A 25,902-nucleotide genomic window follows, 5' to 3' on the forward strand; every position below is an offset into this window, starting at 1 on the left:
CCTCAGCTCCCGATGGTGAGGCCGGCGCTCTGGCCGTCGCGCTGTTCGATGACGATGCCGGCACCGCCGCCGTTCTCGTCCCGTCGCTTGAGGATCTCCTGGTTCTCGATCTTCTCGTGCAGCGTGAAGATCGCGTGCATGAGCGTCTCCGGACCGGGCGGGCAGCCCGGGGCGTAGACGTCGACCGGGACGACCTGGTCGACGCCCTGCACGATGGCGTAGTTGTTGAACATGCCGCCCGACGACGCACACACACCCATCGAGATGACCCACTTGGGTTCCATCATCTGGTCGTAGACCTGACGCAGGATGGGTGCCATCTTCTGGCTCACCCGGCCGGCGACGATCATGAGGTCGGCCTGGCGGGGCGAGGCCCGGAAGGTCTCCATGCCGTAGCGGGCGAGGTCATAGTGGGCAGCGCCGGTGGCCATCATCTCGAGCGCGCAGCAGGCGAGGCCGAACGTGGCCGGCCAGGTGCTGCGGCGCCGCGCCCAGTTGATGAGCGACTCCACGTTCGCGGTGATGAAGTTGTGCTCGAGACCGGCGAGTCCGTCGTTGGCGATGTCGGTGGTGTCACCCAGGATCGGCAGCTTCATCAGGCCGCCTCACCGGGAGCGTCGGTGTCGTCGTCGACGCGGGGACCGCGATCCTCGAGCCCGACCCGGCGGATGGTGGACGCGAAGGTGCGCTCGGGCGAAGTCATCTCCGTCGGGGGCGCCACGTGCTTGAGCGGGCCCCACTCGAGCGCGCCGTTGCCGATCAGGTAGACGAACGACTCGAACACGGCGAACGAGAACACCATGATCAGCACCAGGCCGAAGAGGCCGAGACCACCCTGGGCGATCGCCCACGGGTAGAAGAAGATGATCTCGATGTCGAAGACGATGAAGATCATCGCCACGAGGAAGAACCGCACCGGGAACCGTTCCGGGGTCTCGCGGGTCGGCACGATGCCGCACTCGTAGGGCTCCCGCTTGGCGACCGTGGGGTTGCGGGGCGCGAAGAGGCCCGACACGAGGAACGATCCCGCCGCGAAAAGGGCCGCGAGGATCAGCAGGAAGAGGAGCGGGAGGTACTGGCCGAGCACGGCCTGACCCCTAGCCCGCCGCGGCGAACTCGGCTCGCCTGGCCATCTCGACCTTGTCGCGTTCGTGGAGCATGTAGCAGAACGCCAGGAAGATCAGCAGCGAACCGATGGTGACGAGGGCCGGCAGCTGGCGCAGGTTGCCGAGGTCCCGGACCATGACCACCGAGATCACGGGCTCGTTCTCGTCGGCGATCGGCCGCTTGGGCGCGGTGCCGGGCAGGTTGTCGATCGATTCCGCGGTGACGGCCTGCACCTGGATCATGGCGTAGCCGGTCGGATGCTTGATGGTGAGCGCGGAGCGGACCTGCGTCCAGATGCGGTCCCATCGGTTCGGGTCCTCCGGGAGGCCTTCCTTGCCACCGGAGGCGTAGCCGTTGAGGATCTTGAACTCCGTCTGGCTGTCGAAGGAGAACTCGCCGCTCTCGAGCAGGAAGGCGATCGCCGAGGCCTGGGCTTCACCCATCTCGGCGGTGGACAGCAGCCGCCACTCGCCGAGCGCCTCGAGGTCGTCGGGCACGATGTGCGGCGCCACGGCCGCCAACTCCGACAGTGTCGTCTCGCTGTTCTTCTCGTTCTCCGCGGCGAGGAGCAGCTCGATCTCCGTCGCGTCGAGACCGTCGGTCTGGTCGCCGGTGAGCAGGTCCTCGGTGAGCACACCGAAGTCGAGCCAGGCCACGCCGAAGTCGATGATGTCCTGGTCGCCGGACTCGGACATCGCCTGGACGTCGACCGAGAGGTCACCGTCGATGATCTCGACGTACTCCGCGTTGGTCTCGCTCAGTTCGGCGGCCTTGGCCAGCAGGACCTCCTGCGCCGTCGGCAGATCGGCCGAACGGAGGGTCTCCGCGACATCGTTCTCCGCGAAGTCCAGGTGGGCACCGGTCTCCTCGTTCTCCTCGACGATCTCGAGCTCGACGAAGACGGGGCGATCGCCCGCGTAGCCGATGCCGTAGATCCACCAGACACTGCCCATGATCGCCATCCAGCCGAAGAAGCCGGCGCCGGCGATGAGGGTGCCGAGGCGGGTGCCCGAGTTGGTGGCGAGCAGGAGCCACACCGAGCCCATGAGGACGACGACGCCCGTGAGGACGGCGAGGAAGCCGCGGATTTCAGGGTCCCAGGCGAGACCGGCGATGAGGTCGATCATCTGCATTACGGAAGGGTCCTCTCGAACGCGACGATCGCGTCGATCTGATCTGAGGTGAGCGTGGCCGGGTAGAAGAACTCGTCGTCGGTGCCGATCGACGGGCCGACCGCGTCGGTCTCGACTCGGGAACCGAAGCCGGGCATCTGACCGTTGCCGCCGGAGCCGCCCCGGCCGTAGGCGACGCCGATGGTCTGACCGGACTCGATGAACTGGGCGTGGGTGCGGGCGGTCTCGAACTGCTGGGTGGTCGACCCGCCGCGCAGGTTCGGGCCGAAGTAGCCGTCGCCCTGGACGTATTCGTCGAGCGGCGACTCGGTGGTGCCGTTGGCCCGTAGCGTGTAGCGCTCCGCGGCGTCGTAGCTGAAGCCGAACGTGTGGCAGCGGGCGCAGCTGTAGGTGGCGTTGGCGGCCGGGTTCGTGAAGAGGAACTCGCCGTACTTCCAGTAGGCCTCGACGTTGGGCACACCGCCGTCGGGATCGGACAGGAGCTCGAGGGTGGCCCAGCGCAGGGCATCACCTTCGAGGGAGTCGTCGTCGTCGAGCGCCATCATCTCGGCCGCGACGCGGGCCCCCTCGGCCTCGGCCAGGAAGGCGACGGCCAGCGCGTCGATCTCTTCGCCCGCCGCTGCGTTGGCCTCGTTGAAGCGGTCGGTTGCGGCCGCGAGGGTGTCGCACAGGCCGGTCTCGTCCTCGTCGAGATCGGCGTCGCCACAGTCGATGTCGAGTGCTTCGACCGCGAGCGTCGCTTCGAGCTGGGCAGCCGATGCTTCGCGGACCTCGGTGAGTGCCGGGGAGACGTAGACGAACGCACCCGTGTCGTCGGTGCCGTCGACCACATACTCCTCGGCGCGCTGGAGCACGCCCGCCTCGACCTCGCTCGCGATGGTCTCGGCGTCGATCTGGATCGAGCGGAGGTAGTAGATGACCTCTTCGAGCTGCTGGTCCGTGAGCGGGCCACCACCACCGGCACCCCACGCGGGCATGACGCCGTTGCGGCCGAAGTTCAGGGTGTGGAGGACCTCGTCCTCGGAGAACCGCGAGAGCACGGTGTTGAGCGCGGGGGCCTTCCACACGACCTGGGCGATGAATCCACCGTCGTCCGTGGTCAGGGCGGTGCTGGTGGAGCCACCGGCACCGGCCGCGCCGTGGCACGAGACACACTGGGCACCTTCGATGTAGATGTCCTCGCCCCGGTTGGTGAAGATCCGGTCGATGTCCTTGTTGCGACCCTCTTCGCGACCCGGCTCACCGAGCCAGTAGAAGGGAAGCGCGATCGCGATGATCGTGAGCATCGCCAGGTTGGCGGCGAGCGCGAGGTCGAGACGACGACCCTCGAGGTCCTCGTCGCGCAGGGCGGGCGCGCGGTTCGCGGCCAGCTCGACCTCCGATCCGATCTCGGCCTTGGCCGCACGGATGTTGAAGAAGAGGTAGACGAGCCCACCGATGAAGACGATCGCGAGAATCGCGAAGCCAATGGTTCGTTGTGTGGATGCAGCGAGCAGCATGCGCGTTGGAAGGGTTCTCGAGACTGTCTGGACGGGAACGGAGGGAGGTTACTAGTGGGAGGCCTGACCGATGCAGTTGGGCCCTTCGGCTTCCTGACCGGTGGTGTTGGTCCCGATGGCGGGACCCTGGATGATGGTGCCGGTGTCGACGGTGAGGGAGCCGTCGGGACCGATGGTCATGGCGAAACGATCCATGCCGCGCGGGGCCGGGCCGCCGCGCTTCTCGCCGACCTGGTTGTACTGCGAGCCGTGGCACGGGCACTCGAACCACTGGGAGGTGGCACAGCTGGGCACGCGGCAACCGAGATGCGGGCACTTCTGGTAGAGGGCGACGATGCCGCCGTCGAGACCGAGCTGGAAGCCGGCGGTCATGCCGGAGAGCTCGGGTGCGGAGTAGACGTTGCTGGCCTTCTCGACGGCGCCGTTCGGGTATTCGGTGAGCCACATGCGTCCCTCGGCCTTGTAGAGGAAGCCGTTGCTGCTGCGGATCTGGCCGAGCAGGTCGCTCACGAGACCGACCTTGATGGCCGAGCCGAAGCCGCCGCCGAGCTGGGGCCACAGGAAGGCGATGCACGCCGCGCCGAAGCTCGAGAGGCCGAGGGTGAACATCAACACGATCGACCGGTTGAAGAACTGCCGACGGGTGACGCCGATCTGCTCGGGGTCCGGCGGGACGTAGGGGGCGGGTGGCGCACCGCGTCCGGCGAGCTGGAGCTCCTTGGTTGCGGCCTTGCGCTCGAGCACCGCCGCCTGCTCGACCTGCTTGCCGGTGAGCTCGTCCTCGGCGCCCAGCGCGGGGCTGGCGGCGTCACGGGCCCGGGTCTCTCGCGACAGCATGCCGACGGCATCGGTGTTCTGGCGCGCCCGCAGGCCGGCGCCGATCCCGATCAGGGCCAGCACGGCCAGCACGACGATTGCAGCGATCAACATGTCAGTTGCCTCCTCGGGGGCTCATCCCCAGATTGGCTCCGGGCGTGAGCCCATACGCAGCGGTTCGGTGGTCGTTCATCACAGCTCGAAGAAGAGGCCGGCTTCCCAGGGGAAGACGAAGTTGAAGCCGGGACCCCGGAAGAACGAGCCGATCATCACGAGGACCGCCCAGAACATGAGGTGAATCGTCATTAACGACACCGCGAACTTGCGGTCCTCGGGCTTGTTGGACGGGTTCTTGTCGATGTAGGGGGCGAGGATCAGCAAGAAGATGCCGATGCCCGGAATGGTCACGCCGGCGACCATCGGGTGGAACATCGTGAGCAGTTCCTGCAGGCCGAGGAAGTACCAGGGTGCCTTCGACGGGTTCGGGGTCTCGTTGAAGTTCGCGAGCTCCAGCAGCGGGGCGTTGACGAAGATCGAGAAGATGAGGGTGAACGCGGTGATGAAGAGGGCGGCGGCGAACTCGATGACGAGCAGGTGGGGCCAGACGTGGACCTTGTCCTGCGGCATCGCCTTGACGTCCTGGATGGAGCCGGACTTGACGACGGTCAGGAGGCGCTGGGTGTGGCCACCGGGGCCGGTGGGCAGCGGACCGGCTGCGGCCGCAGCCGGGGCGGCGGCCGGCGCGGCGGTCTCGACCGCGGTGCCACCACCGTCGCCGCCGTCGGCCTTCGCCTTGGCGGCCTTCGAACGCTCGAGCAGGTGGGCGGGGATCTTCGACGCGGCTTCCTGCTGTTCGGCGGTCAACTCGGCTTCTTCGGCGGGCGCGGCATCGGACGCCTTGGCGGCGGCGGCCTTCGCCCGCGCCTCCTCGGCCCGTTTGCGGAGATGTTCTGGGACTTCGGTCATCGTTCCTCCTCGTCCAGCCCTGGCCTACAGCGGACCCGAGATGCCGCCGTCCTTGCGCACCCGCCAGAAGTGGATCGCCATGAAGATGACGATCACGAACGGGAGCATGAGGACGTGCAACACGTACCATCGCAACAACGTGTCCGTGCCGATCTCGACGCCGCCGAGGAGCACGAATCTGACCTGGTCGCCGAACACCGGTGTGTACCCCATCATGTTGGTGCCCACCGTCACCGCCCAGAGTGCGAGCTGATCCCAGGGCAGCAGATAGCCGGTGAACGAGAGCAGCAGCGTGAGCGTGAGCAGGATCACGCCGATCACCCAGTTGAACTCGCGCGGCGGCTTGTAGGCGCCGTGGTAGAAGACGCGGGCCATGTGGAGGAACACGGTGAGCACCATGAGGTGCGCACCCCATCGATGCATGTTCCGTACGAGCAGCCCGAAGGTGACCGAGGTCTGCAGGGTGTAGATGTCGTCCCACGCCGCGGCGGCGGTGGGGCGGTAGAAGAACATCAGGAAGATGCCGGTGACCGTCAGCAGGATGAAGAGGAAGAAGCTGAGCCCGCCGAGACACAGCGTGTAGGAGACCTTGACCGCGTGACGCTTCACCTTCACCGGGTGGAGGTGGTACATCACCGAGTTCATGATGACGTAGGAGCGGTTACGGGGGCTGTCGGTGTAGCCCTTCCGGAAGATCGAGCCCGGACGGAAGATGGAGTTCCACGCCTGGCTGGAGACGATGTCGTCGCCGAGCTGGGCCGCGGAGTCCTGCAGCCGCTGCGGGAGGGGCTTCTTGATCTCGTCGTCGGTGTCGGTTGCCATGAGAGGTTCGCTTTGTCTGTCTGGTGTTGGTGGTCAGAGCCTCAGCCGAGGCGCATGCCGTATCCGTAGCCGTGGGAGTTGGTCCGCTGGTGGGCGTCGCCGGCCGCGGCGGGGTCGCCGATCTTGCCGAGGATGATCACACCGGTGGGACACCGATCGACGCAGAGCGCGCAACGGGTGCACACGTCGTCGTCGATGGTGAAGATCACGTGGTCGTTCGGGTCGAGCCCGGGCTGCTCCGTGCCGATCGCCTCGTCGATGGCGTCGGGGCGCACCATGAAGATGCACTTCCACGGGCAGATGTCGACGCAGCCCTCGCACATGATGCACTCGGACTGGTCGATGTGGATGAACTGCTTGGGCTTGACCGCCTGGGAGAGCCACGCCGCGTCCACTTCCTGGAGCACGTAGTCGTCGCGGAACTCCGGCATCGGCGGGTTCGCATCGGTCGTGGTCACGACGACGAGCCCTCCTTCACCAGCGGACGGCCGAACGTGGAGCGGGCCGGCGCGGTCTCCTCCTGCGCCTTGCCCCGGTTCTGCCAGATCGACCAGAGGGCGATGTTGCCGCCCAGGACCACGCCGTAGATGACGACGGCGATGATGTGCTCGATGTGGAGGTAGTTGATCGTGATGGGGTTCCAGCCGTCCGCGGACTGGGGCTTCAGGATCCCGCCCGGCCCGTGGAAGAACTTGTCGGAGCGCCAGTTGAGCTCGTTCTCGGCCCACACCAGCCACTGATGGGGAACCACGCCGTAGGCCCAGAACAGCAGGAAGAACACGATGAACGAGCCCAGCATCGCCTCGCCCCAGGTGTGGGGTTGACCGACCGGGCGGCGCTTCGAGTACGCGACGATTCCACCGGTGATGGCGAGCATGATCAGGCTGGACAGTGTGAAGGCGACCACGGGGACTCCGGTGGAGAACTGGGGTAGACGGACGAGCTGAACAACACAGAATCCACGACTTCGTGAATCCACGCACAAGTGTAGACCCGAGGTGGCGCACCACTCGGGTTGGCCGAAGGTTTACCACGGGAAAATGCGCGCGAACCCAATCCGGCGCCGCGGATTTCGCCCGGGGCCGACAAGTCCGTCTCCGAGTTGTTCGGACGTGCGACACTGCCTCTATCCTTCGAGCGGTCTGCGCTCGTTCAACGATCGACAGACCCATGTACTCGACCCCGCACCGGAGACGACGGTGACCGAAGTTCCCGAGCACCTTCTCAAGAAGGCCGCAGAAGCCCGTGCCCGCCTCAGCGGCGAAGAGGGCGACGCCTCGTCCGCGGACGCGCCGGCGGCCGAGGCTGCTCCCGCGTCAGCGGCGCCCGTTCCCGCGGCGGCGGCCGTGCCCGCCGAGCCGGAGCCCGAGCCAGAGCCGATTCCCGACACCCCGATGGTCGCGGCCGCCAAGGCCCGCAAGACCATCCCCGTCTGGGTCATGCCCGTGCTGCTCTTCCTGCCGATCTGGGCGATCTACTACGTCGGCTACCTCGAGAACCCGCCGACCACCGGCGGCTTCGCCTTCGAGGGCGAAGAGGTCTACACCGCCAACTGCGCGGGCTGCCACGGTGGCGGCGGAGGCGGCGGAAGCGGCCGGGTCCTCAACGGCGGCGAGGTGCTGCTCACCTTCCCGGTCTACGAGTCCGGCGACGCCTACGACGGCCTCGCCGGTCACATCGGCTGGGTCGCCAACGGCTCCGCCGGCACCGAGGCCGCCGAGGGCACCAACCTCTATGGCGACCCCGACCGCCCGGGCGGCCAGCGCACGGTCGGTTCGTTCGGCTCGAGCATGGGTGCCTTCGCCAGCAGCCTCTCGGTCGAGGAGCTCGCCGCCTCGGTGTTCCACGAGCGCTCCCAGTTCGGTGGCGACCAGATCGACGCCGACGCCATCGCCGAAGAACTCGAGGTGCTCGAGGAGTTCGTCCACGTCGCCGAGGAAGAGGGCATCGAGAATCTCGGCGGCCTCACCGTCGCCGAGATCCACGACCTGCTCCAGCAGGCTCGCGGTGAGTCCGGCGGCGGCAACGAGACGGCCTCCGAGTAGCAACTCGTCCGGAAGCGATTCGCCGAGCGGGCCGCCTTCGGGCGGTCCGTTCCGCGTTCAGGCCAGGAGTCGGGCGCGGAGGTCGGCGGCGAGGGCGGCGAGCTCAGGGTCCGCCGCGAGCGTCGCGATCTTGGCGTCGACCGTGGCGCTGTCGGTCGGCCAGCCGAGCACCCAGCCGGTGAAGGTCTCGGCGAGATCCTCGTGGGCCGCGGTCGAGGCGTAGTCGTTCACGAAGTCGGCCGGATCACCACTCGCCACGTCGCCCGGCCAGAAGCGCTCGGCGAAATCCGACAGGACCGACCCGGCCGCCGCGCAGCCGAGGGAGATCTGGGTGCCGGAACAGCCGTCGACGTCACCGAAGGTGAAGACCTCGTTGTCGAGCGTGACCACATGGGAGAGCTCGTGGACGATCGTCTCCTCGATCAGGGCACGGTCCTCGACGTCGGCGATGTCGAGGCTGAGGATCCAACCGCCGGTGACCGAGGGGTGGACGACCCCGACGAGCCCCCGCTCGTCCTCCCGCACGACCGAGAGTTGCGCCAGCTCGTCGCGCTGGGCGGTCGGCCAGGTGGCGTCGACGATGGCCCAGACCGGGTCGAGCTCGGCCGTGACTGCGTCGCGAGGATGACCGTCGACGACGATCACGTCACCGACGCGCTCGACCTCCTGGCGGTACGACACCCGCTCGACGATGCGCGCCGTGTCCCCGCCGAGTTCGACCCCTGCGGTGCCGAGCTGGGTGGACGGGCCGTCGTCTTCCCAGGGCCGGGCGATGTTGACGCCCGCGAGGATGCCCACGGCGGTCGCGAGGATGAGGATGCGTGTCGTGAGCCTGGCCATGAGTCGTCCGCTACCGAGACTACGGACCACGAGGGGTCCCGCTCCATGAGCCATGCGGCTCAAGACCGCCCGGAGAATGAGTCGATGGACCCACGCGGCACCGCCAACCCGGCGCGAGCCGCGAGAATGGCGCTACCGAGGCAACCCCCGAGAGGGCCGATGGACATCACGACGACCGAGGAATGGCAGGCGGTGACGGCGCTCGCCGCGGACTTCGACGCGCTCGAGCTGCGGCGGCTGTTCGAGGACGCCGGCCGGGCCGACGCGATGACGCTGACCGTGGGCGACCTCGTGGTCGACTACTCCAAGCACCGGGTGACCGGTGAGATCCTCGATGCCCTGATCGCGCTGGCCGACCGGGCCGGGCTCACGGAACGGGTCGAAGCCATGCTGCGGGGCGAGCGCATCAACACCACGGAGGACCGTGCGGTCCTCCACACCGCCCTGCGCGCTCCCGAGGACCGGGTGATCGAGGTCGACGGCTCGTCCCACAATGTCGTGTCCGCCGTCCACGACGTCCTGCGGAAGATGACCGCGTTCTCGGATCGCGTCCGCGACGGCGACTGGGTCGGCCACACGGGGGCTGCGATCGAGACGGTCGTCAACATCGGCATCGGGGGCTCCGACCTCGGCCCCGTCATGGCCTACGAGGCCCTCGCCGCCCATCGCCACCCCCGCATCCGCTGCCGCTTCGTCAGCAACGTCGACGGCAGCGACATCGCCGCCGCGCTGGCGGATCTCGACCCGGCCACCACCCTGTTCGTGATCTCGTCGAAGACGTTCACGACCGTCGAGACGTTGACCAACGCCCGCTCGGCCCGGGGCTGGCTCACCGCCGCGCTCGGCGACGAGGCCGTCGCGAAACACTTCGTCGCCGTGTCGACCAACGACGTCGAGGTCGCCGCGTTCGGCATCGACACGAACAACATGTTCGGCTTCTGGGACTGGGTCGGCGGTCGCTACTCGGTCGACTCGGCGATCGGGCTGTCGCTCATGCTGGCCATCGGGGCGGAGGCGTTCCAGGAGTTCCTGGCCGGCTTCCGCACGGTCGACGAGCACTTCGCCACCGCGCCGCTCGATCGGAACGTGCCCGCCCTCCTCGGCCTGATCGAGGTCTGGTACCGCACGTTCAACGACCTGCCGACCCGTGCGGTCCTCCCCTATTCGCGCTACCTGCACCGCTTCCCCGCCTACCTCCAACAGCTCGACATGGAGAGCAACGGCAAGCGGGTGCGGGCCGACGGCGAGCCTGTCACCTACGAGACCGGCCCGATCGTCTGGGGCGAACCCGGCACGAACGGCCAGCACTCCTTCCACCAACTGCTCCACCAGGGGACGACCGTGGTGCCGTGCGACTTCATCGTGATGGCCAGGCCTGACCACACCGACGCCGAGTTCCCCGGGGTCGAGGCCCACCACGACCTGCTCGTCGCCAACTGTCTCGCCCAGTCCGAGGCGCTCGCCTTCGGCAGGACGGCCGCCGAGGTCGCGGCGGCCGGGACGGACCCCGCCCTCGTCCCCCATCGCACGTTCCCGGGCAACCGGCCGTCGACGACGATCATGGCGCCGGCGCTCACCCCGTCCGTGCTCGGTCAGCTGATCGCCCTCTACGAGCACCAGGTCCTGACCCAGGGCGTCGTGTGGGGTGTGAACTCGTTCGATCAGTGGGGCGTCGAACTCGGGAAGATGCTGGCGAACGCCATCGTCCCCGAGCTCACGGACCCCTCGGCCACCCTCGACCACGACGCGTCCACCAACGCCCTCATCGAGCGCTACCGCACCCACCGCGGCGGAGAAAGTACGGGGGTCTGACCCCAGTACTTTCTCAGCGGGCGACGATGAGCTGGAACTCGACGGTTCCCTCGTCGGCCACGCTGACCACGATCGAGGCCGACGGCGGAGTGATGTCGAAGTCCTCCCACACGAGCTCGGTCGAACCGACGATCACGCCGAACCCGTCGTCGCGCACGTTCGCATCGATGGCGAACGTCACGGGGTTGGTCACCCCGCCCACGGTGAGCTCACCCTCGACCGTGAAGCTCTGGGGATCGCCGCCGGGTTCGATGGCGGAGACGTCCACGCCGCCGTCGAACGTGAACGTGGCGGTCGGGAACTCCGAGGCATTGATCGCCCGTCGGATCGCGCTCTCCCGCCGGGGGTCGTTCGAGACGATGGAGGTCATGTCCACCGTGACGTCGGCGCCGACGAGCTGACCGTCGTCGATGGTGACGCTGCCGGTGACGCCACCGGAACGGCCGACCGCCGTCGTCTCACCGATCGTGAGCTCCTCCGCGACCCGGAATCCCGCGAAGCTGCCGCTCGCCGTCTCGAAGTCGAAGGTCCCGATCTCGTCGTCGACGGCCCACACGCCGTCGATACCCGTCGGGACGGGGCCATCGCCATCCTCCCCACCGTCGCCGTCTCCTGACGCGGCGAGGTCGGCATCGAGCTGGTCGTTGGCATCACCGAGGTCCACCGCGTCGGGGGCGTCGTCCTTGAAGAAGAGGAACCACACGGCGAACACCACCACCGCCAGTGCGCCGATTCCGCCACCGATCACATACTTCTTGTTCATGCCCGCTCCTGGGTCGTTGCTCGAGATCCTCTACGCACGGCCGTCCGATCCGGTTCGCGTCTTGTGCAGACGTCGCTCCGTCAGAGACCGGCGGCCACCGTTCGGACGGCCTCGATGGTGGCCTCCACCTCGGCCCTACCGTGGGCGAGCGACGGGAAGAGCGCCTCGTAGGCCCCCGGAGCGAGGGCGACACCCTCGGCCAGCATCCCGTGGAAGAACCGCTCGTAGACGCCGTTCTCGCAGATCGCCTTCGCCTCGTCGAAGTCGGACGGCAGCGTCGGACCGAAGAAGAGGCCGAGCAACGGGCCGACCCGTGGGACCGTCGCCGTCACCCCGGCATCGGCGAACGCAGCCTCCATCCCGACCTGCAGTGCGGTGGCCGTCGCGGTGAGCTCGTCATAGGCGGCGGGCGTCAACAACGACAGCTGGGCGAGCCCGGCCGCGGTGGCGAGCGGGTTTCCCGACAGCGTGCCCGCCTGGTACACGGGGCCCAGCGGGGCAAGGTGGCTCATCAGGTCGCGGGACGCGCCGAACGCGCCGACGGGCAGCCCGCCCCCGATCACCTTGCCGAACGCCCACAGGTCCGGCCGCACCCCGGACCACTCCGCAGCCCCACCGGGGCAGAGCCGGAAGCCGGTGATGACCTCGTCGAACATGAGGAGGGCGCCGGCGGCATCGCACGCGTCGCGTAGGCCCTGGAGGAATCCGGGCCGGGGCTCGATCAGCCCCATGTTGGCGGCCACCGGTTCGACGACCACGACGGCGACGGAGTCGTCGATCTCCGGGACGACGTTGTAGGGCGCGACGACGGTGTCGGCGACCGCACCCGCGGTCACACCCTCGGACCCCTTGAGCCCCTGTTGGGCGACGCCACTGCCACCGGCGACGAGCAGGGCGTCGGAGTGGCCGTGGTAGTTGCCGGCGAACTTCACGATCGTGTCCCGACCGGTCGCGCCGCGGGCGAGACGGATCGCGGTCATCGTCGCTTCGGTGCCGCTGTTCACCAGACGCACCATGTCCATGCCGTCGATGCGCCGGCACATCTCTTCCGCGAGGAGCACCTCGCTCGGGGTCGGCGCGCCGAAGCTCGCGCCCTGCGCCGCGGCCTTCACGATCGCCTCGGTGACGGTCGGGTGGGCGTGGCCGAGGATGCCGGGGCCGTAGCTCATGACGTAGTCGATGTAGCGGCGGCCCTCGACGTCGAAGACGTAGGGCCCCTCGCCCCGCTCGACGAAGTAAGGCGTGCCACCGACAGAGCCGAACGCCCGTACCGGCGAGTTCACGCCACCGGGGATGACGGCCCGGGCGCGGTCGAAGAAGGCCTCGTTGGTGGGCCGGCTCACTGCATGCCCTCCGCGAGCATCCGGGCGAAGTAGGTGAGGATCAGGTCCGCGCCGGCCCGCTTGATCGCGAGCGTGTGTTCGAACGCGACGGGCTCGAGCTCGAGCCAGCCCTGGATCGCCGCCGCGTGGACCATCGCGTACTCGCCGCTCACGTGATACGCCGCGATCGGCACGTCGAGCTCGGCCCGGGCCCGGGCGATCACATCGAGGTAGGGCATCGCCGGCTTGACCATGACCATGTCGGCGCCCTCCGCGATGTCCTCGCGGATCTCCTCCATGGCCTCGCGGGCGTTGGCCACGTCCTGCTGGTACCCCTTGCGGTCACCGCCGCCGGCGATCTGCACGTCGACCGCGTCACGGAAGGGGCCGTAGAGGGCCGTGGCGTACTTGGCCGCATACGCGAGGATCGCGGTGTCGTCGAACCCGGCGTCGTCGAGCGCCTCACGGATGGCGAAGACCTGCCCGTCCATCATCCCGGACGGCGCGACGATGTCGGCCCCCGCCGTGGCCTGCGCCACAGCGATCTGCTCGTAGAGCTCGAGCGTCGCGTCGTTGTCCGGCTGCCCGCCCGCGTCGAGCACACCACAGTGCCCGTGGTCCGTGTACTCGTCGACGCAGAGATCGGCGACGAGGACGAGGTCGTCGCCGTGGTCGTCACGCAGGTCCGAGAGCGCGACCTGGACGATCCCGTCCGGATTCCATGCCTCGGAGCCTTCGGCGTCCTTGCGTTCGGGCACGCCGAAGAGGATCACCGCCGGCACGCCGAGGTCCTTCAGTTGCCGGACCTCCTCGCGCAACGATGCCCGGCTGTGCTGGAACTGACCGGGCAGCGACTCGATCGGCTGGGGTTCGTCGATGCCCTCGCGCACGAAGAGCGGCGCGATCAGGTCGTCCGGATGAAGTCGGGTCTCCCGCACCATGCGGCGCAGCGCCGGGGTTCGCCGGAGACGACGGAGCCGCCGCTGAGGAAAGGTCACCCCGAAAGGCTACCGACACCAGGGGCCGGGGCCGAAGCCGACCGCCGCTGGACGGCCATCCGATCGGCGACGACACTGGTCGTCGCCGTCCACGAGCGGAGTGTCATGTCGGAGATCCACGAGAGCAACCAGGCCCAGGCGGACTTCTGGTCGAGCGCCGGCACGCTCTGGACCGCCCTGCGCGAGCGGTTCGACGATCAGGCCGGCGACCATGGCATCGCCGCGATCGACGCGCTCGCCCCGGCGCCGGGCGAGCGCATCCTGGACATCGGATGCGGAGCCGGCAGCGCCACGATCGACCTCGCGGGCCGGGTCGGGCCGGAAGGGTCCGTGCGGGGGCTCGACATCAGTCCGACGATGATCGACGGCGCCCGCGAGCTCGCCGCCTCATCCGGCGTCACCAACGTCTCGTTCGAGGTCGCGGACGCGATGGTGGCACCGTTCGAAGGCGATCACGACGGCCTCTACTCGCGGTTCGGCGTCATGTTCTTCTCGGATCCGGTCCGCGGGTTCGCCAACATGCGCACGGCCCTCCGGCCGGGTGGCCGCATCGGGTTCGTCTGCTGGCAGACACCGGTGCAGAACGAATGGGCATCCGTCCCGCTCTCGGTCATCGGGCAGTTCGCCGAGATGCCCTTCGGGGCGGATCCGACCGCCCCCGGCCCGTTCTCCCTCAGCGACCCCGCGCGACTCGAGCAGCTGCTCACGGACGCCGGCTACACCGACGTCGAGCTCGCGGGCCGCGAGGTCAGCGTGAAGCTCGGGGATTCCATGGGCGAGGCCGTGGACTTCCTGTTCGGACTCATGCCGCCGGCCGCCGCGCTGCGGGCGAACGACCCCGAAACCGCGGAAAAGGTCGCCGCCGCGCTCGTCGAGGCGTTCGCCGACTGGGAGGGCGACGACGGGGTCCTGGCGCCCTCGGCCACCTGGATCGTCACCGGTCGCTCACCCGACTGACCGTCAGAGGCCGAAGCGCTCGTACGGGAACTCGTGGAGCGAGTCGAGGATCAGATCCGCGTCTCGCGGTCGGTCGAGCACGGTGATCCGGTTCGGTACCACCACGCACGTCATGCCGGCCGCCTTCGCGGCGGCGCACCCGTGCTTGGAGTCCTCGATGGCGACACACCCGTCCGGGTCGACGCCGAGCGCGGCCGAGGCGGACAGGTAGAGATCCGGTGCGGGCTTGCCCCGGTCGACATGATCGCGGGTACGGATCGCCACGAAGTGGTGGATCAGCCCGAGACGGCGGAGGTGGGGCTCGACCCACGCGGTCGGCGAGCTGCTGGCGACCGCCAGCGGAACCGCGGCCCGGTTCGCCGCCTCGATCACGGCCACGACCCCGGGATTGGCGACCATACGGTGGTTCCAGTCCCGACGCTGCTTCGCCGCCCGCTCGATGACGGCCGGATCCGGCGGCTCCCCGAGGGCATCGGCGATCAGCTCCGGCAGGGACTTGTTGTCCGCCAGACCGATGCCCTGCACCCACGTCTCGAGCGGCATGTCGAGCCCGTGGGCGAGGAACGCGTCGCGGGCCACCTCGTAGATCGGCCACTCGGTGTCGGCGATCGTCCCGTCGAAGTCGAAGACGATCGCCATCGCGGTCACGGCGGACTCTCGCGTTCGCGCAACGCCGTGGCCTGCGCGTGCACGGCACTACGCAGGGTGCGCAATCGGTCGTTGACGGCTCGCGCCTTGTCGTCGTCGATCTCGTGACCGTTGGCGCGGTGCAGGGCCAGATCCGAGAAGCTCCCCATCCCGCCGTAGGCCGCGAGGAGATGGGCCACCGCATCCGGGTGACCGTCGGCGATGAGCCGCCGGTCCCGGTCCAACCAGTCCGCCCACGTGGTCTCGCCGTGGGTCCGCAGCAGCACGAGCAGGTCATCGAGCGTGCGAAGGAGATCGTCGCGTTCGGGCGAGGGCGCGCCGCGTTGCATGGTCACCAGAGTGGCCGATCCGGGGCGCTCCCGCGGGTCAGTTCGAGGAATCCAGCTCGAGGGCGAACCAGTGGTGGGCGTGGGGCTCGTCGTTGAACGGCTCCACCTCCGCGAACCCGGCGCTGCGGTAGAGGGCGATCGCCTCGGGGAGCGCCCGGTTGGTCTCCAGTTGCACCCGCCGCAGGCCCATGGCACGCCCCTCGGCGACGAGGCGCTCCAGCAGGCGGCGGCCGATCCCCCGGCCCCGGACATCATCGGAGACCCACATCCGCTTGATGTCCGCCACGTCCGGGGCAACCTTCTTCAACACGCCGCACGCCACCGGCGCACCGGCGAGGCGGCCGGCGAGGAACAGCCCGTTCGGCGGGCTGATCTCGTGCACGTCGGTCGTCAGGACGTTCTCCCGGTCGAGGCCCGTCTCGAAGCGCCGGTCGATCTCGGCGAAGTACTGCTCGAGCATCCACTGCGACTCGGCCGCGGCAGCCGGCTCGGGCCGCAACAGCACCAGGTCGGGCACGGCCGCGGCGATCGCCGCCACGATGCCGGGAATCGAATGCTGATCGGCGACGATGTCGGGGGCCAGACCGAGCGCCACCGCCTCGTCGGCGGTCGCCGGGCCGATGCACGCGAGCACCGGCGGCAGGTTGGCGACGCCGACGCCGGCCACGAGGTGCCGCACCGTGGAGGCCGAGGTGAAGGCGGCGACGTCGGCGTGACGACACGCCTCGGCCGCGGTGGCGTCGACCTCGACCGCGACGGTGCGGTAGGCGGGAACGTCCTCGACCGTCCATCCCCGATCCCGGAGCTCGCGGGGCAGCACATCGCGGCCGGTCTCGGCCCGGGCGAGCAGCATCGTGCCCCCGTCGGCGCCCGGGCTCGGCAGCGCCTCGGCGAGGCCCTCCGCGATCGAGGACGACGGCACGAGGTCGACCCGCAGACCCGCCGCCTCGGCCTTCGCCTTCGTGCCGGGGCCGATCACGGCGACGGAGACGCCGTCCGCCAGCGGAGCCTCGAGGGCCGCGCCGACGCGCGTCGCGCCGTTCGGACTGGTGATCACGAGCCAGTCGCCCGCGGTGAGCCGCGCCAGCGCGTCGGTCAGCGCCGCGCCCCCGTCCGGCGGATCCTCGATCGTGATGACCGGCACGGGCACCGGCTCGGCGCCGAGCTCGACCAGGGCGTCGCACAGGGCGGCGGACTGCTCGCGTGGACGGGTGACGACCACCCGCACACCGGCGAGCGGCCCGGCGGTCATCGTGCGTCCGCCAGGAGGTCTGCGCCGCCCGCGTCGTCGAGGAGGTGACGGGCGACCCCCCGGCCGAGTTGGTCGGGATCGTCGCCGGTCCGGCGCTCGCGGATCATCACCCGGCCGTCGAGCGAGGCCAGCATGCCCACCAGCTCGACGGTGCCGTCCGCGGTCGACACCGCGTGGGCGCCGGCCGGCAGATCGCAATCGCCGCCGAGCTCGGAGAGAAAAGCGCGCTCGGCATCCACGAGGCGGCGGGTCGCGGCGTCCTGGATGGCCCCCAACGCCTCGATCGTCGCCGCGTCGTCGGCTCGACACTCGATCGCCAGCGCGCCCTGGGCGACCTGGGGCACCACCAGGGCCGGGTCGAGCCGGTCCACGTCGTCGCGGTCCAGTTCGAGGCGGTCGATCGCAGCCGCCGCCATCACGATGGCGTCGAAGTCGGCGACCTTGTCGAGCCGGGTCGCGATGTTGCCCCGCAGCTCGGAGAAGCGGAGGTCGGGCCGATGCCAGGCGAGCTGGGCGCGGCGGCGAACGGACCCGGTCGCCACCCGGGCCCCGGTCGGAAGGGCATCCCACGTACAGCCGACGAGAGCGTCACGCGGGTCGGCCCGCGTCGGGACGGCGGCGATCACGAGGCCGTCGGGCGTCTCGGCCGGGAGGTCCTTGCCCGAGTGCACGGCGAGGTCCGCCCGCCCGTCGAGCACGGCGGCCTGCACCTCCTTGACGAACACACCCTTGCCACCGATCGCGTGGATCGGGGTCGCGGTGTCGCGATCGCCCGCGGTCGACACCACGACGCGTTCGAACCCGTCGCCGCTCCCTGCCGCCGTCAGCAGTGCCCGCACGTAGTCGGTCTGCCACAGCGCCAACGCACTGCCGCGAGTCGCCGCCCGGAGAGCCACGGGATCAGAGATCGAAGAGGTCGCGGATCGACTCGGCGAGTCGTTCGCCCCGGGCCCGGCCCGCGGCGTCCTTGAGCCGGACGGTGGGCTCGTGCAGCAGCTTGTTGACGAGACCCTTGGTGAGCGCTTCGACCGCGGCGCGCTGGTCCGGATCGAGGCCCGCCAGCTTCGCCATGTGACGTTCGAGTTCGGACGTGCGGATCGTGTCCGCTCGGTTGCGGAGCTCGGCGATCAGGGGGGCGACCTCGCGGGCCGAGACCATCGCCTGGTAGCGGTCGACCTCTCCGTCGACGATCGCTCGCACGCTCTCGACCTCGCCGTTGCGACCGTCGAGCCCTTCGTCGACGAAGGCGCCGATGTCGTCCATGTCGAGCAGGGTGATCCCCCTGATCTGGCGCGCAGCCGGGTCGACGTCACGCGGCACCGCGACGTCGACGATCACGAGCGGCTGCGACCGCGTCACCGCCAACTGGGACATGTCGGCGACGTCGAGAATCAGGTCCTGGGCACCGGTGGTGGTGACCAGCACGTCCACCCGGGCCAGCGCCTGTTCGAGCTCCGCCAACGGGACGGCCTGTCCCCCGCACGCCTGCGCGAGCGAGACGGCACGGTCCCAGGTGCGGTTCGCGACGAGCACGTCGGCGGCCCCGGCCTTCGCCAGCGACTTCACCGTGCCCTCGGCCATCTCGCCGGCGCCGATGACGAGAACGGTTCGCCCGGCGATGCCGTTGCTCCGCTCGTCGGCGAGCGCCACGGCCGCCTGCGAGACCGACGCGATGCCACGGCCGATGGAGGTCTCGGTGCGGGCTCGCTTGCCGGTCTCCACGGCATGGCGGAACAGGGTGCCGAGTGAGGACCCGACCGTGCCTTCGACCCGGGCCTGCTCCCAGGCATCGCGCACCTGGCCGAGGATCTCGTGTTCACCGACGACGGCGGAGTCGAGACCGGCCGCCACCGAGAAGAGATGGCGCACCGCCTCGGTGTCGTGGTGGGCGTAGAGGTGGTCGGCGACGTCCTCCGGGGCGAGGCCGGCATGGCGGGCGAGGAACTCGCGCACGTCCTGGTAGCCGCCGTGGAACCGCTCGGCGAAGGCGTAGACCTCGATGCGGTTGCAGGTGGAGAGCACGACGACCTCGGAGAGATTGTCGGCCTGACCGAGACCGGACAGCGCCTTGCCCATGCCGTCGGGCGCGACCGTCATCCGCTCGAGTTTGGCGAGGGGGGTGGAACGGTGGTTGCACCCGATGGCGACGATCGACATGGGTCAAGAGTGACGGATGGCAGGCCGGTTTGCCAACCTCTGACCAGCGACGGCGACGATGGTCACATGTCCCCCGGATGGGGCAGATCGCGCTGGAGATGGAACCCCAGGATCTGGAGCTCGGTCGACAGGTCGACGGCGCGGACCTCGACGTCGGCGGGCACGCTGACGACCGTCGGGCTGAAGTCGAGGATCGAGCGGATGCCGGCGGCGACCAGGCGGTCGGCGGTCTCCTGGGCGGCCGCGGCGGGCGTGGCGATCACGCCGATCGCGATCCGGAGCTCGGCAACCACGTCGGCCAGCCGGTCGGGATGGTGCACGGGAACCCCATCGATCGAGGAACCGATCAGCTCGGGGTCCACGTCGACGGCGGCGACGACCGGGAACCCGCGATCCGTGAACCCCGTGTGGTTCGCCAGGGCGCGTCCGAGGTTGCCGAGGCCGCACACGACCACAGGCCACGTGTTCGCGACGCCGAGCGCCCGACTGACCTCGAAGACGAGATGGCGGACGTCGTAGCCGACGCCGCGGGTGCCATGGGTCCCGAGGTAACTGAGGTCCTTGCGCACCTTGGCGGCGTTGACGCCGGCGAGTTCGGCCAGGACGTCCGAGGACGTCGTGGACTGGCCGTCCCCCGCGAGCGCGGTGAGACTGCGGAGGTAGACGGGGAGGCGGGCGACGGTCGCCTCGGGGATGTGTCCGGTGGCCACGCCCCTACGCTACGGAATTCGTGATCGATTTCACAAGCGCACGAGCGGAAGAGCAACGCACGCATCGGCCATGACCTCGCTCCCTCCACCCCCACCGCCGCCACCGAGCGGGCCTCGCTACCCGACCCGGCCGACGGGCCCCGTGCGCTCCCTCCTCGTGCTCGGCCGGCTCACCCAGGCGTTCGTGGGTGTCCAGATCACGATCGCCGCCTTCTCCACGCACGCCCTGTGGCGGCGGGCCGACACGGTCCGCGCGTTCACCGACCGACTCGGGGTCGGTGAACGTCACCTCGATGCCGCCGACACCCGGGTCCTGGTCACCAGCCTGCTCTTCAGCGTGACCTATCTGATCGCCGGGGTGACCTTCCTCGTCTGGTTCCACGCCGCGTACCAGAACCTCGAGCGGCGCGGCGTGGCGTCACACGCCGGCGGATGGGCGATCGGCGCCTGGTTCGTCCCCTTCCTCGCGATGTGGCGACCGGTGCGGATCATGGGGGAGCTGCTCGGTCCCACGGCGGGGCTCCGGAGCAAGCTGTTGCTGTGGACGTGGTGGGTGCTCTGGGTGCCGTCGATGCTGATCTGGTCGGTGGCGTTCGCGATCCTGCCCGACGACGTCGACGAGTTCATCGCGCTCGACCGGTGGAGCGCGACGGGGCGGGCCGCGCACATCGCGGCGGGCGCGGTCCTGATCGTGCTGGTTCGGCGCGTCGGGCGCGCCGACGCCGCGGCCGGACCGGCTACCTGAGCTCGCGGCGCAGGGTCTTGCCGCCCAGGCCCCGCGGGATCTCGTCGACGACGTCGACCTTCGTGGGGCACTTGTAGCGGGCGAGCTCGGTGGCGCACCACTCGATCAGCTCGTCCTCCTCGACGGCGCGGTCGGGCGCGGCCACGACGAACGCCTTCACCGCCTCACCGCTGTGGGGGTGGGGCACGCCCACGACGCCCGCGTCAGCCACTGCGGGATGCGTCATCAGCACCCGCTCGACCTCGGCCGGGTAGACGTTGAACCCGCTGACGATGATCAGGTCCTTGGCGCGGTCGACGAGGAAGAGGTAGCCGTCGTCGTCGACCACGGCCATGTCGCCGGTGTGGAGCCAGCCGTCGTCGTCGAGGATCCGGGCGGTCGCCTCCGGATCGTCGAGATACCCCGCGAACACGTTCGGACCGCGGACGAGCACCTCACCGGCATCGCCGATGTAGACGTCGTCGCCGGCCTCGTCGACCAAGCGGACCTCGACCCCGGGAATCGGGCGACCGATCGACCCGACCGGTGCATCACCGGAGGCGACCGTGACCGACGGACTCGTCTCGGTCAGCCCGTAGCCCTCGTGGATCCGGAATCCGAGTCGGTCCCGGGCGTCGTGGACGACCCGGTCGGGCAGCGGTGCGGCGCCGGAAACGGCGATGCGCAGGCTCGCGAACTGGGCCGGGGTGACCCCGTCGACCTGCGTGAGCGCGGCCCACATCGTGGGTGGGCCGGCGAGCACGGTGATCTTCTCGTCCTCGATCAGCTCGACCATCGACGTCGGGTCGAAGCGCTCGATGAGGATGAGTGTCGCGCCGACCCACAGCGTCTGGTTGAGGATCGAGTTGAGGCCGAGCACGTGGAACATCGGCACGACACAGGCCGTGACGTCGTCCGGCCGGGTCACCGGGCCGGGCCGGGAGAGCACCTGCCGGATGCTGGACGCGAGGTTGCCGTGGGTGAGCATCGCCGCCTTCGGGAATCCCGCGGTGCCACTGGTGAAGAGAAGGGCGCAGACGTCGTCGTCGGCCCGTTCGACGATCGGCGCCCCGCTCGACATCTCGATCGCCTCGTCGAGATCGGTCGCCTGGTCGAGATCGGCTCCGGTGGGCACGAGGACGTGTTCCAGCGTCGGGACCGCGGCGCGGTCCAGATCACCGATCGCGCCGACACCGGCCGGACCGGCGATCACCGCCTTCACGCCGGACATCGCCAGCTCCCGCTCGATCTCCGGTGCCGGCGCCTGCGGATTGAGCGGCACGGCCACGAGACCGGCGCCGATCACGCCGAACCACGCCCGCACGAACCGCGGGTTGGTCCCGCACAGGATCGCGACACGATCGCCCGGCGCGAGCCCGAGACCGGCGAGCACGCCGCGGGTCGCGTCGATCTCGTCGCGCAAGCGCCCGTAGCTGATGCGGTCCCCGCCCGCCACGAGCGCGGTGCGATCACCGGGATGGTCTTCCAGCAAGGTGGCCAGGTTCACCCGATGATGATGCCACGCCCGGGACATCCAGACCTCCTGGGGACTCAAGGAAACCGGGGCTGCGACCGACGGGAACAGCGAGATGAACCTCGTCCCCGACTCGCCGCGCCGACGCAACCGTCGTCGGCTGGCCTTCATCGTCGCCGCCGCGCTCACCGTGCTGGGTTCCCAGCTGGTGCAACCGGCCGAACCCGCCTCGGCGTCGGCGAGCGACGAGTCCGCGTTCGTGGCCGCGCTGAACCAGGTCCGAGCGGACAACGGACTCCCCCCTCTGACGGTCAACATCGAGCTGAGCAACCTCGCCCGTGAGCACGCGCAGGTGATGGCCGACGCCGGCGAGATCTTCCACGCGAACCCGATCAGCGCCGGCTACACCGGCGAGTGGGCCAAGCTGGGCGAGAACGTCGGGGTCGGCGCCAGTGTGGAGGTCCTGATGGACGCGTTCGTCGCGAGCTCCGGGCACTTCGCGAACATCGTCGACCCCTCCTTCACCGAGGTCGGCGTGGGCGTCGTCTGGCGCGACGCCGCGATGTACACAACCCACCGCTTCCTCCAGCTCCCCGGTGCCGCGCCCTCGACGACGACCACGACGGCCCCACCGACCACGGCCCCGCCCCCGACCGCGCCACCGACGAGCGTGCCGGCGAGCACGGTGTCGCCGACCGCCCCCCTGCCCGCGCCACCGATCACCGCCGAGCGGGTGCTCGCCCTGCTCGCACTGCTCGACCAGGTCGGCACGTGAACGACGCGTCGACGGCATCCGACGTCACGATCGAGGCCCACGCGCTGTCCCGTTCCTTCGACGGTCGGGTCGCGGTCGACGGGCTCGACCTGCGCGTCGCGCGCGGCGAGGTGCTCGCCCTCCTCGGACCGAACGGCGCCGGCAAGACCACGACGGTCCGCATGCTCAACGGGGTGCTGTCACCGGACCGCGGCCATGCCCGCGTCCTCGGCCTCGATCCCGCGACCGACGGCGAGGCCGTACGGCGTCGCACCGGCGTGCTCACCGAGAACGCCGGCCTCGACGACCGGCTGACCGCCCGCGAGAACCTCGAGTACGCCGCCCGAATGCGCGGGTACTCGATCGCCGACGCTCGCGCCCGCGTCGACGAACAGCTCGAGCGGTTCGCCATGGCGGACATGGCGGAGATCCGCACCGGCGGCTTCTCCACCGGCCAACGCAAGCGGCTCGCGCTCGCCCGCGCCCTGCTCCACGCCCCCGAGGTGCTGTTCCTCGACGAGCCCACGTCGGGGCTCGATCCCGCCGCCACCCGTGACGTCACGTCACTCATCGGCACGCTGGCCCGCGACCAGGGTCGCACGATCATCCTCGCCACCCACTTCCTCGGCGAGGCCGGCCGGGTCGCCGACCGCATGGCCGTGCTCGATCGGGGCCGCCTGCGCGCGATCGGCCGACCCGAGGAGCTCGCCGCCGACCTGTGGGACGGCATCCCCGCGGACATCGACCTGGCCGGACCCGTGTCGCAACAGGTCCTCGATCTCATCGGCTCGATCACCGGCGTGCTGCGGGCCGACGCCCGCGCGACCGGGGCGACCGTCGCCCTGCGCGACCGCGCCGTCATGCCCCGGCTCGTCGCCACGCTGGCGGCCAACGACATCGACGTGTTCGGCGCCACCATTCGCCCCGCATCGATGGAGGACATCTACTTCGCCCTCGAGTCGGGCTTCGCGTCGGAGTGGACATGAGCACCGACACCGCCGTGATCCGCGCGATTGTCGCCCGCGATCTACGGGCCGTGCGGCGCAGCAAGGCCGTCGTCATCCCGATGCTCACGGTCCCGGTGCTGCTGATGGTCGTGCTTCCACTGGTCGTCGGCTTCGCGGCCCGGCGGGCGAGCAGCGCCGACTCGCCCGACATCCGCATCCTCGAGAACCTCCCGGCCCGCCTCGCCGAACCCATCCAGGCGCTCCCCCCGGAGGAACAGCTCCTCACCCTCGTGCTCGGATTCCTCCTCGCTCCGCTGTTCCTGATCGTGCCGCTGATGGTGTCCGCCGTCCTCGCCGCCGATGCCTTCGCCGGCGAGAAGGAGCGGCGCACGATGGAGACGCTGCTGCACCTGCCCGTGTCGGATCGCGACCTGTTCATCGGCAAGTTCCTGACCGGCTTCCTTCCCGCCGTCGCCGTTTCCTGGATCGGCTTCGCCTGTTTCTGTGTGGTCGCCAACCTCGTGTCGTGGGGCATCGTGGACGGGCTCATCGTGCCGAACGCCCTCTGGCTGGTGATGATCTTCTGGGTCGCGCCCGCGGTCGCCACGTTCGGGCTCGGCGTGATGGTCCGCGTCTCCGCCCGCTGTCGTACGACCCAGGAGGCGAACCAGCTCGGTGGCGCCGTGATCCTCCCGCTCGTCTTCGTCGCGGTCGGTCAGTCGACGGGCATCCTGCTGCTCGATCTGCCGCTCGCGATCGCGATCGGCGCCGTGGTCTGGATCGTCGCGCTCACCCTCGTGTGGCGCGGGGCGGCCCGCTTCACCCGTGACCGGGTGGCGGGCACGGCCTGATCCCTCAGCGGGCCAGCAGGAAGAACTGCAGGGCGCCCGCCGCGAGGATCGCGAACAGGAGCAGGGCGATCACGAGGGTCGTGCCGCTTCTCATCGGGGACGATCTCCCAACTGGACCGGCGTGACGACGCCGGGACGGGCGTCGTCGTCGAGGGCGCGTATGCGCACCTCGTCACCTTCGGCGAGCCGGAGCTCGGCGGCCGCGGAGGAGCGGGCGACCGCGATCGAGAGCAGTCCGCTCGAGTCGACGACGAGGCCGACGCGCCCGGTGGGGATCTCGTCGTAGGCGTCCGCTCGCAGACCGACGCGATCGTCGCCGGCGATGGTGACCATGAGGTCCGGGCCGAAGGTCGTGAGCTCGAGGGGGTCGACGTTGAGCTGGCAGTTGCCGAACCGGTCCACCCACAACACCTCGCCGACGAGGACGCCGTCCTCGATCTGGCTCACCGGGAGCACGCCGGGCATGAGTCCGGCGGGCTCGATCTCGGGACCGAGATCGGTGAGCGGCACGCCGTTGCAGAGGTGGGCCGCCGCGGGGGCGAACACGTCGCGCCCGTCGAACGTGGCGCCCGCCGCGCTCAGCAGCCGGTGGTCCACCGACGTGAGCTCGACCGCACGGGTCGCACCACCCACCAGGCCGACCGCCGGCGCGAGCAGACCGTTGTCCGGGCCGACCAGGAAGGACGCGCCGTCCCCGACCTCGATCGCGATGGGCCGTCGGGTCGTGCCGACACCCGGGTCGACGACGGCGACCACGACGCCCGGGCAGAGATAGTTCGCGGCGCGGGCGAGGGCGAGACCGCCGGCGCGGGTGTCGTGGGGGGCGATGCCGTGGGTGACGTCCACGACGTTCACGTGGGGCGCGATCGAGCGGATCACCGAATGCACGACGCCGACGAACTCGTCGTCGAGCCCGAAGTCGGACAGGAACGAGACGGTGTCGAAGCGGGCGTTCACACCCGAGACGGTATCGGCC

Annotated in this window: 28 protein-coding genes; 7 read left to right on the plus strand and 21 right to left on the minus strand. The window is 69.9% G+C overall.

The window, feature by feature from the left end:
* Positions 1 to 2: 2 nt before the first annotated feature.
* From R8F63_16080 to R8F63_16120, 9 genes are all read right to left on the minus strand, one after another.
* Positions 3 to 596 carry an NADH-quinone oxidoreductase subunit B family protein gene (locus R8F63_16080; protein ID MDW3220131.1) on the minus strand — a complete coding sequence of 198 codons (594 nt, stop codon included), beginning with the start codon at positions 594 to 596 and terminating at the stop codon, positions 3 to 5.
* The gene (locus R8F63_16085; protein MDW3220132.1) at positions 596 to 1,087 is read right to left on the minus strand and encodes an NADH-quinone oxidoreductase subunit A; all 492 of its coding nucleotides are present in this window, start codon (positions 1,085 to 1,087) and stop codon (positions 596 to 598) included. Before R8F63_16085 ends, R8F63_16080 begins: the two co-directional genes overlap by 1 nt.
* Positions 1,088 to 1,097: 10 nt before the next feature.
* Positions 1,098 to 2,240: a hypothetical protein gene (locus R8F63_16090; GenBank protein MDW3220133.1), complete on the minus strand. Its 1,143-nt coding sequence runs from the start codon at positions 2,238 to 2,240 to the stop codon at positions 1,098 to 1,100.
* Positions 2,240 to 3,739, minus strand: coding sequence for a cytochrome c (locus tag R8F63_16095; GenBank protein MDW3220134.1), 1,500 nt, complete (start codon positions 3,737 to 3,739; stop codon positions 2,240 to 2,242). The genes R8F63_16090 and R8F63_16095 overlap by 1 nt, the downstream gene beginning before the upstream one ends.
* Positions 3,740 to 3,790: 51 nt before the next feature.
* Complete coding sequence (locus R8F63_16100) at positions 3,791 to 4,669, minus strand: Rieske 2Fe-2S domain-containing protein (protein MDW3220135.1); 879 nt, start codon at positions 4,667 to 4,669, stop codon at positions 3,791 to 3,793.
* A 78-nt stretch (positions 4,670 to 4,747) separates the two neighbouring features.
* On the minus strand, positions 4,748 to 5,521 hold the full coding sequence (locus tag R8F63_16105) for a menaquinol-cytochrome c reductase cytochrome b subunit (GenBank protein MDW3220136.1): 774 nt from the start codon (positions 5,519 to 5,521) through the stop codon (positions 4,748 to 4,750).
* A gap of 24 nt (positions 5,522 to 5,545) precedes the next feature.
* Positions 5,546 to 6,343, minus strand: coding sequence for a selenite/tellurite reduction operon b-type cytochrome ExtP (gene extP, locus R8F63_16110; GenBank protein ID MDW3220137.1), 798 nt, complete (start codon positions 6,341 to 6,343; stop codon positions 5,546 to 5,548).
* Positions 6,344 to 6,384: 41 nt separating this feature from the next.
* Positions 6,385 to 6,801 carry a 4Fe-4S dicluster domain-containing protein gene (locus R8F63_16115; GenBank protein MDW3220138.1) on the minus strand — a complete coding sequence of 139 codons (417 nt, stop codon included), beginning with the start codon at positions 6,799 to 6,801 and terminating at the stop codon, positions 6,385 to 6,387.
* Positions 6,798 to 7,250: a hypothetical protein gene (locus R8F63_16120; protein ID MDW3220139.1), complete on the minus strand. Its 453-nt coding sequence runs from the start codon at positions 7,248 to 7,250 to the stop codon at positions 6,798 to 6,800. Before R8F63_16120 ends, R8F63_16115 begins: the two co-directional genes overlap by 4 nt.
* Positions 7,251 to 7,542: 292 nt before the next feature.
* Between R8F63_16120 and R8F63_16125 the strand changes: the two genes are divergently transcribed.
* Positions 7,543 to 8,388 carry a hypothetical protein gene (locus R8F63_16125; protein MDW3220140.1) on the plus strand — a complete coding sequence of 282 codons (846 nt, stop codon included), beginning with the start codon at positions 7,543 to 7,545 and terminating at the stop codon, positions 8,386 to 8,388.
* Positions 8,389 to 8,445: 57 nt separating this feature from the next.
* Here R8F63_16125 and R8F63_16130 read toward each other — a convergent pair whose 3' ends face one another.
* A complete protein-coding gene (locus R8F63_16130; protein MDW3220141.1) occupies positions 8,446 to 9,228 on the minus strand; it encodes a hypothetical protein in 783 nt (260 codons plus the stop codon).
* Between the two features lie 159 nt (positions 9,229 to 9,387).
* Here R8F63_16130 and pgi point away from each other — a divergent pair, with 159 nt between their 5' ends.
* On the plus strand, positions 9,388 to 11,040 hold the full coding sequence (pgi, locus tag R8F63_16135; GenBank protein MDW3220142.1) for a glucose-6-phosphate isomerase: 1,653 nt from the start codon (positions 9,388 to 9,390) through the stop codon (positions 11,038 to 11,040).
* Between the two features lie 13 nt (positions 11,041 to 11,053).
* On the opposite strand, the gene R8F63_16140 is transcribed toward pgi, so the two are convergent.
* The 3 genes from R8F63_16140 to hemB all read right to left on the minus strand — a co-directional run bounded on the left by R8F63_16140 (position 11,054) and on the right by hemB (position 14,123).
* Positions 11,054 to 11,803, minus strand: a complete 750-nt coding sequence (locus tag R8F63_16140) for a YceI family protein (protein MDW3220143.1) — start codon at positions 11,801 to 11,803, stop codon at positions 11,054 to 11,056.
* An 80-nt stretch (positions 11,804 to 11,883) separates the two neighbouring features.
* Positions 11,884 to 13,146 (minus strand): glutamate-1-semialdehyde 2,1-aminomutase, encoded by a 1,263-nt coding sequence (locus tag R8F63_16145; GenBank protein MDW3220144.1) that lies wholly within the window; start codon positions 13,144 to 13,146, stop codon positions 11,884 to 11,886.
* Complete coding sequence (gene hemB, locus R8F63_16150; GenBank protein MDW3220145.1) at positions 13,143 to 14,123, minus strand: porphobilinogen synthase; 981 nt, start codon at positions 14,121 to 14,123, stop codon at positions 13,143 to 13,145. The genes R8F63_16145 and hemB overlap by 4 nt, the downstream gene beginning before the upstream one ends.
* A 105-nt stretch (positions 14,124 to 14,228) precedes the next feature.
* On the opposite strand from hemB, the gene R8F63_16155 reads away from it, so the two are divergent.
* Positions 14,229 to 15,080 (plus strand): methyltransferase domain-containing protein, encoded by an 852-nt coding sequence (locus R8F63_16155; GenBank protein MDW3220146.1) that lies wholly within the window; start codon positions 14,229 to 14,231, stop codon positions 15,078 to 15,080.
* Between the two features lie 3 nt (positions 15,081 to 15,083).
* Here the strand turns inward: R8F63_16155 and R8F63_16160 are convergent, their stop codons facing one another.
* From R8F63_16160 to R8F63_16185, 6 genes are all read right to left on the minus strand, one after another.
* Positions 15,084 to 15,719, minus strand: a complete 636-nt coding sequence (locus R8F63_16160) for an HAD-IA family hydrolase (protein MDW3220147.1) — start codon at positions 15,717 to 15,719, stop codon at positions 15,084 to 15,086.
* A gap of 5 nt (positions 15,720 to 15,724) precedes the next feature.
* Positions 15,725 to 16,063: a hypothetical protein gene (locus R8F63_16165; protein ID MDW3220148.1), complete on the minus strand. Its 339-nt coding sequence runs from the start codon at positions 16,061 to 16,063 to the stop codon at positions 15,725 to 15,727.
* A 31-nt stretch (positions 16,064 to 16,094) separates the two neighbouring features.
* Positions 16,095 to 17,309 (minus strand): GNAT family N-acetyltransferase, encoded by a 1,215-nt coding sequence (locus R8F63_16170; GenBank protein MDW3220149.1) that lies wholly within the window; start codon positions 17,307 to 17,309, stop codon positions 16,095 to 16,097.
* Positions 17,306 to 18,205 carry a hydroxymethylbilane synthase gene (gene hemC / locus R8F63_16175; GenBank protein MDW3220150.1) on the minus strand — a complete coding sequence of 300 codons (900 nt, stop codon included), beginning with the start codon at positions 18,203 to 18,205 and terminating at the stop codon, positions 17,306 to 17,308. The genes R8F63_16170 and hemC overlap by 4 nt, the downstream gene beginning before the upstream one ends.
* 4 nt (positions 18,206 to 18,209) lie before the next feature.
* Complete coding sequence (locus tag R8F63_16180; protein ID MDW3220151.1) at positions 18,210 to 19,466, minus strand: glutamyl-tRNA reductase; 1,257 nt, start codon at positions 19,464 to 19,466, stop codon at positions 18,210 to 18,212.
* A 62-nt stretch (positions 19,467 to 19,528) separates the two neighbouring features.
* Entirely contained in the window at positions 19,529 to 20,176 is a 648-nt protein-coding gene (locus tag R8F63_16185) for a redox-sensing transcriptional repressor Rex (GenBank protein ID MDW3220152.1), read from the minus strand.
* A gap of 142 nt (positions 20,177 to 20,318) precedes the next feature.
* Here R8F63_16185 and R8F63_16190 point away from each other — a divergent pair, with 142 nt between their 5' ends.
* The gene (locus tag R8F63_16190; protein ID MDW3220153.1) at positions 20,319 to 20,921 is read left to right on the plus strand and encodes a DUF4328 domain-containing protein; all 603 of its coding nucleotides are present in this window, start codon (positions 20,319 to 20,321) and stop codon (positions 20,919 to 20,921) included.
* Here the strand turns inward: R8F63_16190 and R8F63_16195 are convergent.
* Positions 20,914 to 22,407, minus strand: a complete 1,494-nt coding sequence (locus tag R8F63_16195; GenBank protein ID MDW3220154.1) for an AMP-binding protein — start codon at positions 22,405 to 22,407, stop codon at positions 20,914 to 20,916. The two genes, R8F63_16190 and R8F63_16195, sit on opposite strands and share 8 nt — an antisense overlap.
* Positions 22,408 to 22,489: 82 nt before the next feature.
* On the opposite strand from R8F63_16195, the gene R8F63_16200 reads away from it, so the two are divergent.
* Genes R8F63_16200 through R8F63_16210 form a run of 3 tightly spaced genes read left to right on the plus strand, consistent with a single transcriptional unit; the run spans position 22,490 to position 24,926 of the window.
* The gene (locus R8F63_16200) at positions 22,490 to 23,149 is read left to right on the plus strand and encodes a CAP domain-containing protein (protein ID MDW3220155.1); all 660 of its coding nucleotides are present in this window, start codon (positions 22,490 to 22,492) and stop codon (positions 23,147 to 23,149) included.
* On the plus strand, positions 23,146 to 24,114 hold the full coding sequence (locus R8F63_16205; GenBank protein ID MDW3220156.1) for an ABC transporter ATP-binding protein: 969 nt from the start codon (positions 23,146 to 23,148) through the stop codon (positions 24,112 to 24,114). The genes R8F63_16200 and R8F63_16205 overlap by 4 nt, the downstream gene beginning before the upstream one ends.
* On the plus strand, positions 24,111 to 24,926 hold the full coding sequence (locus tag R8F63_16210; GenBank protein MDW3220157.1) for an ABC transporter permease subunit: 816 nt from the start codon (positions 24,111 to 24,113) through the stop codon (positions 24,924 to 24,926). Before R8F63_16205 ends, R8F63_16210 begins: the two co-directional genes overlap by 4 nt.
* Before the next feature lie 90 nt (positions 24,927 to 25,016).
* Here R8F63_16210 and R8F63_16215 read toward each other — a convergent pair whose 3' ends face one another.
* On the minus strand, positions 25,017 to 25,883 hold the full coding sequence (locus R8F63_16215; protein MDW3220158.1) for an SAM-dependent chlorinase/fluorinase: 867 nt from the start codon (positions 25,881 to 25,883) through the stop codon (positions 25,017 to 25,019).
* Positions 25,884 to 25,902: the final 19 nt, after the last annotated feature.

This window comes from Acidimicrobiales bacterium (genome assembly GCA_033344915.1).
GTDB lineage: Bacteria > Actinomycetota > Acidimicrobiia > Acidimicrobiales > Aldehydirespiratoraceae > JAJRXC01.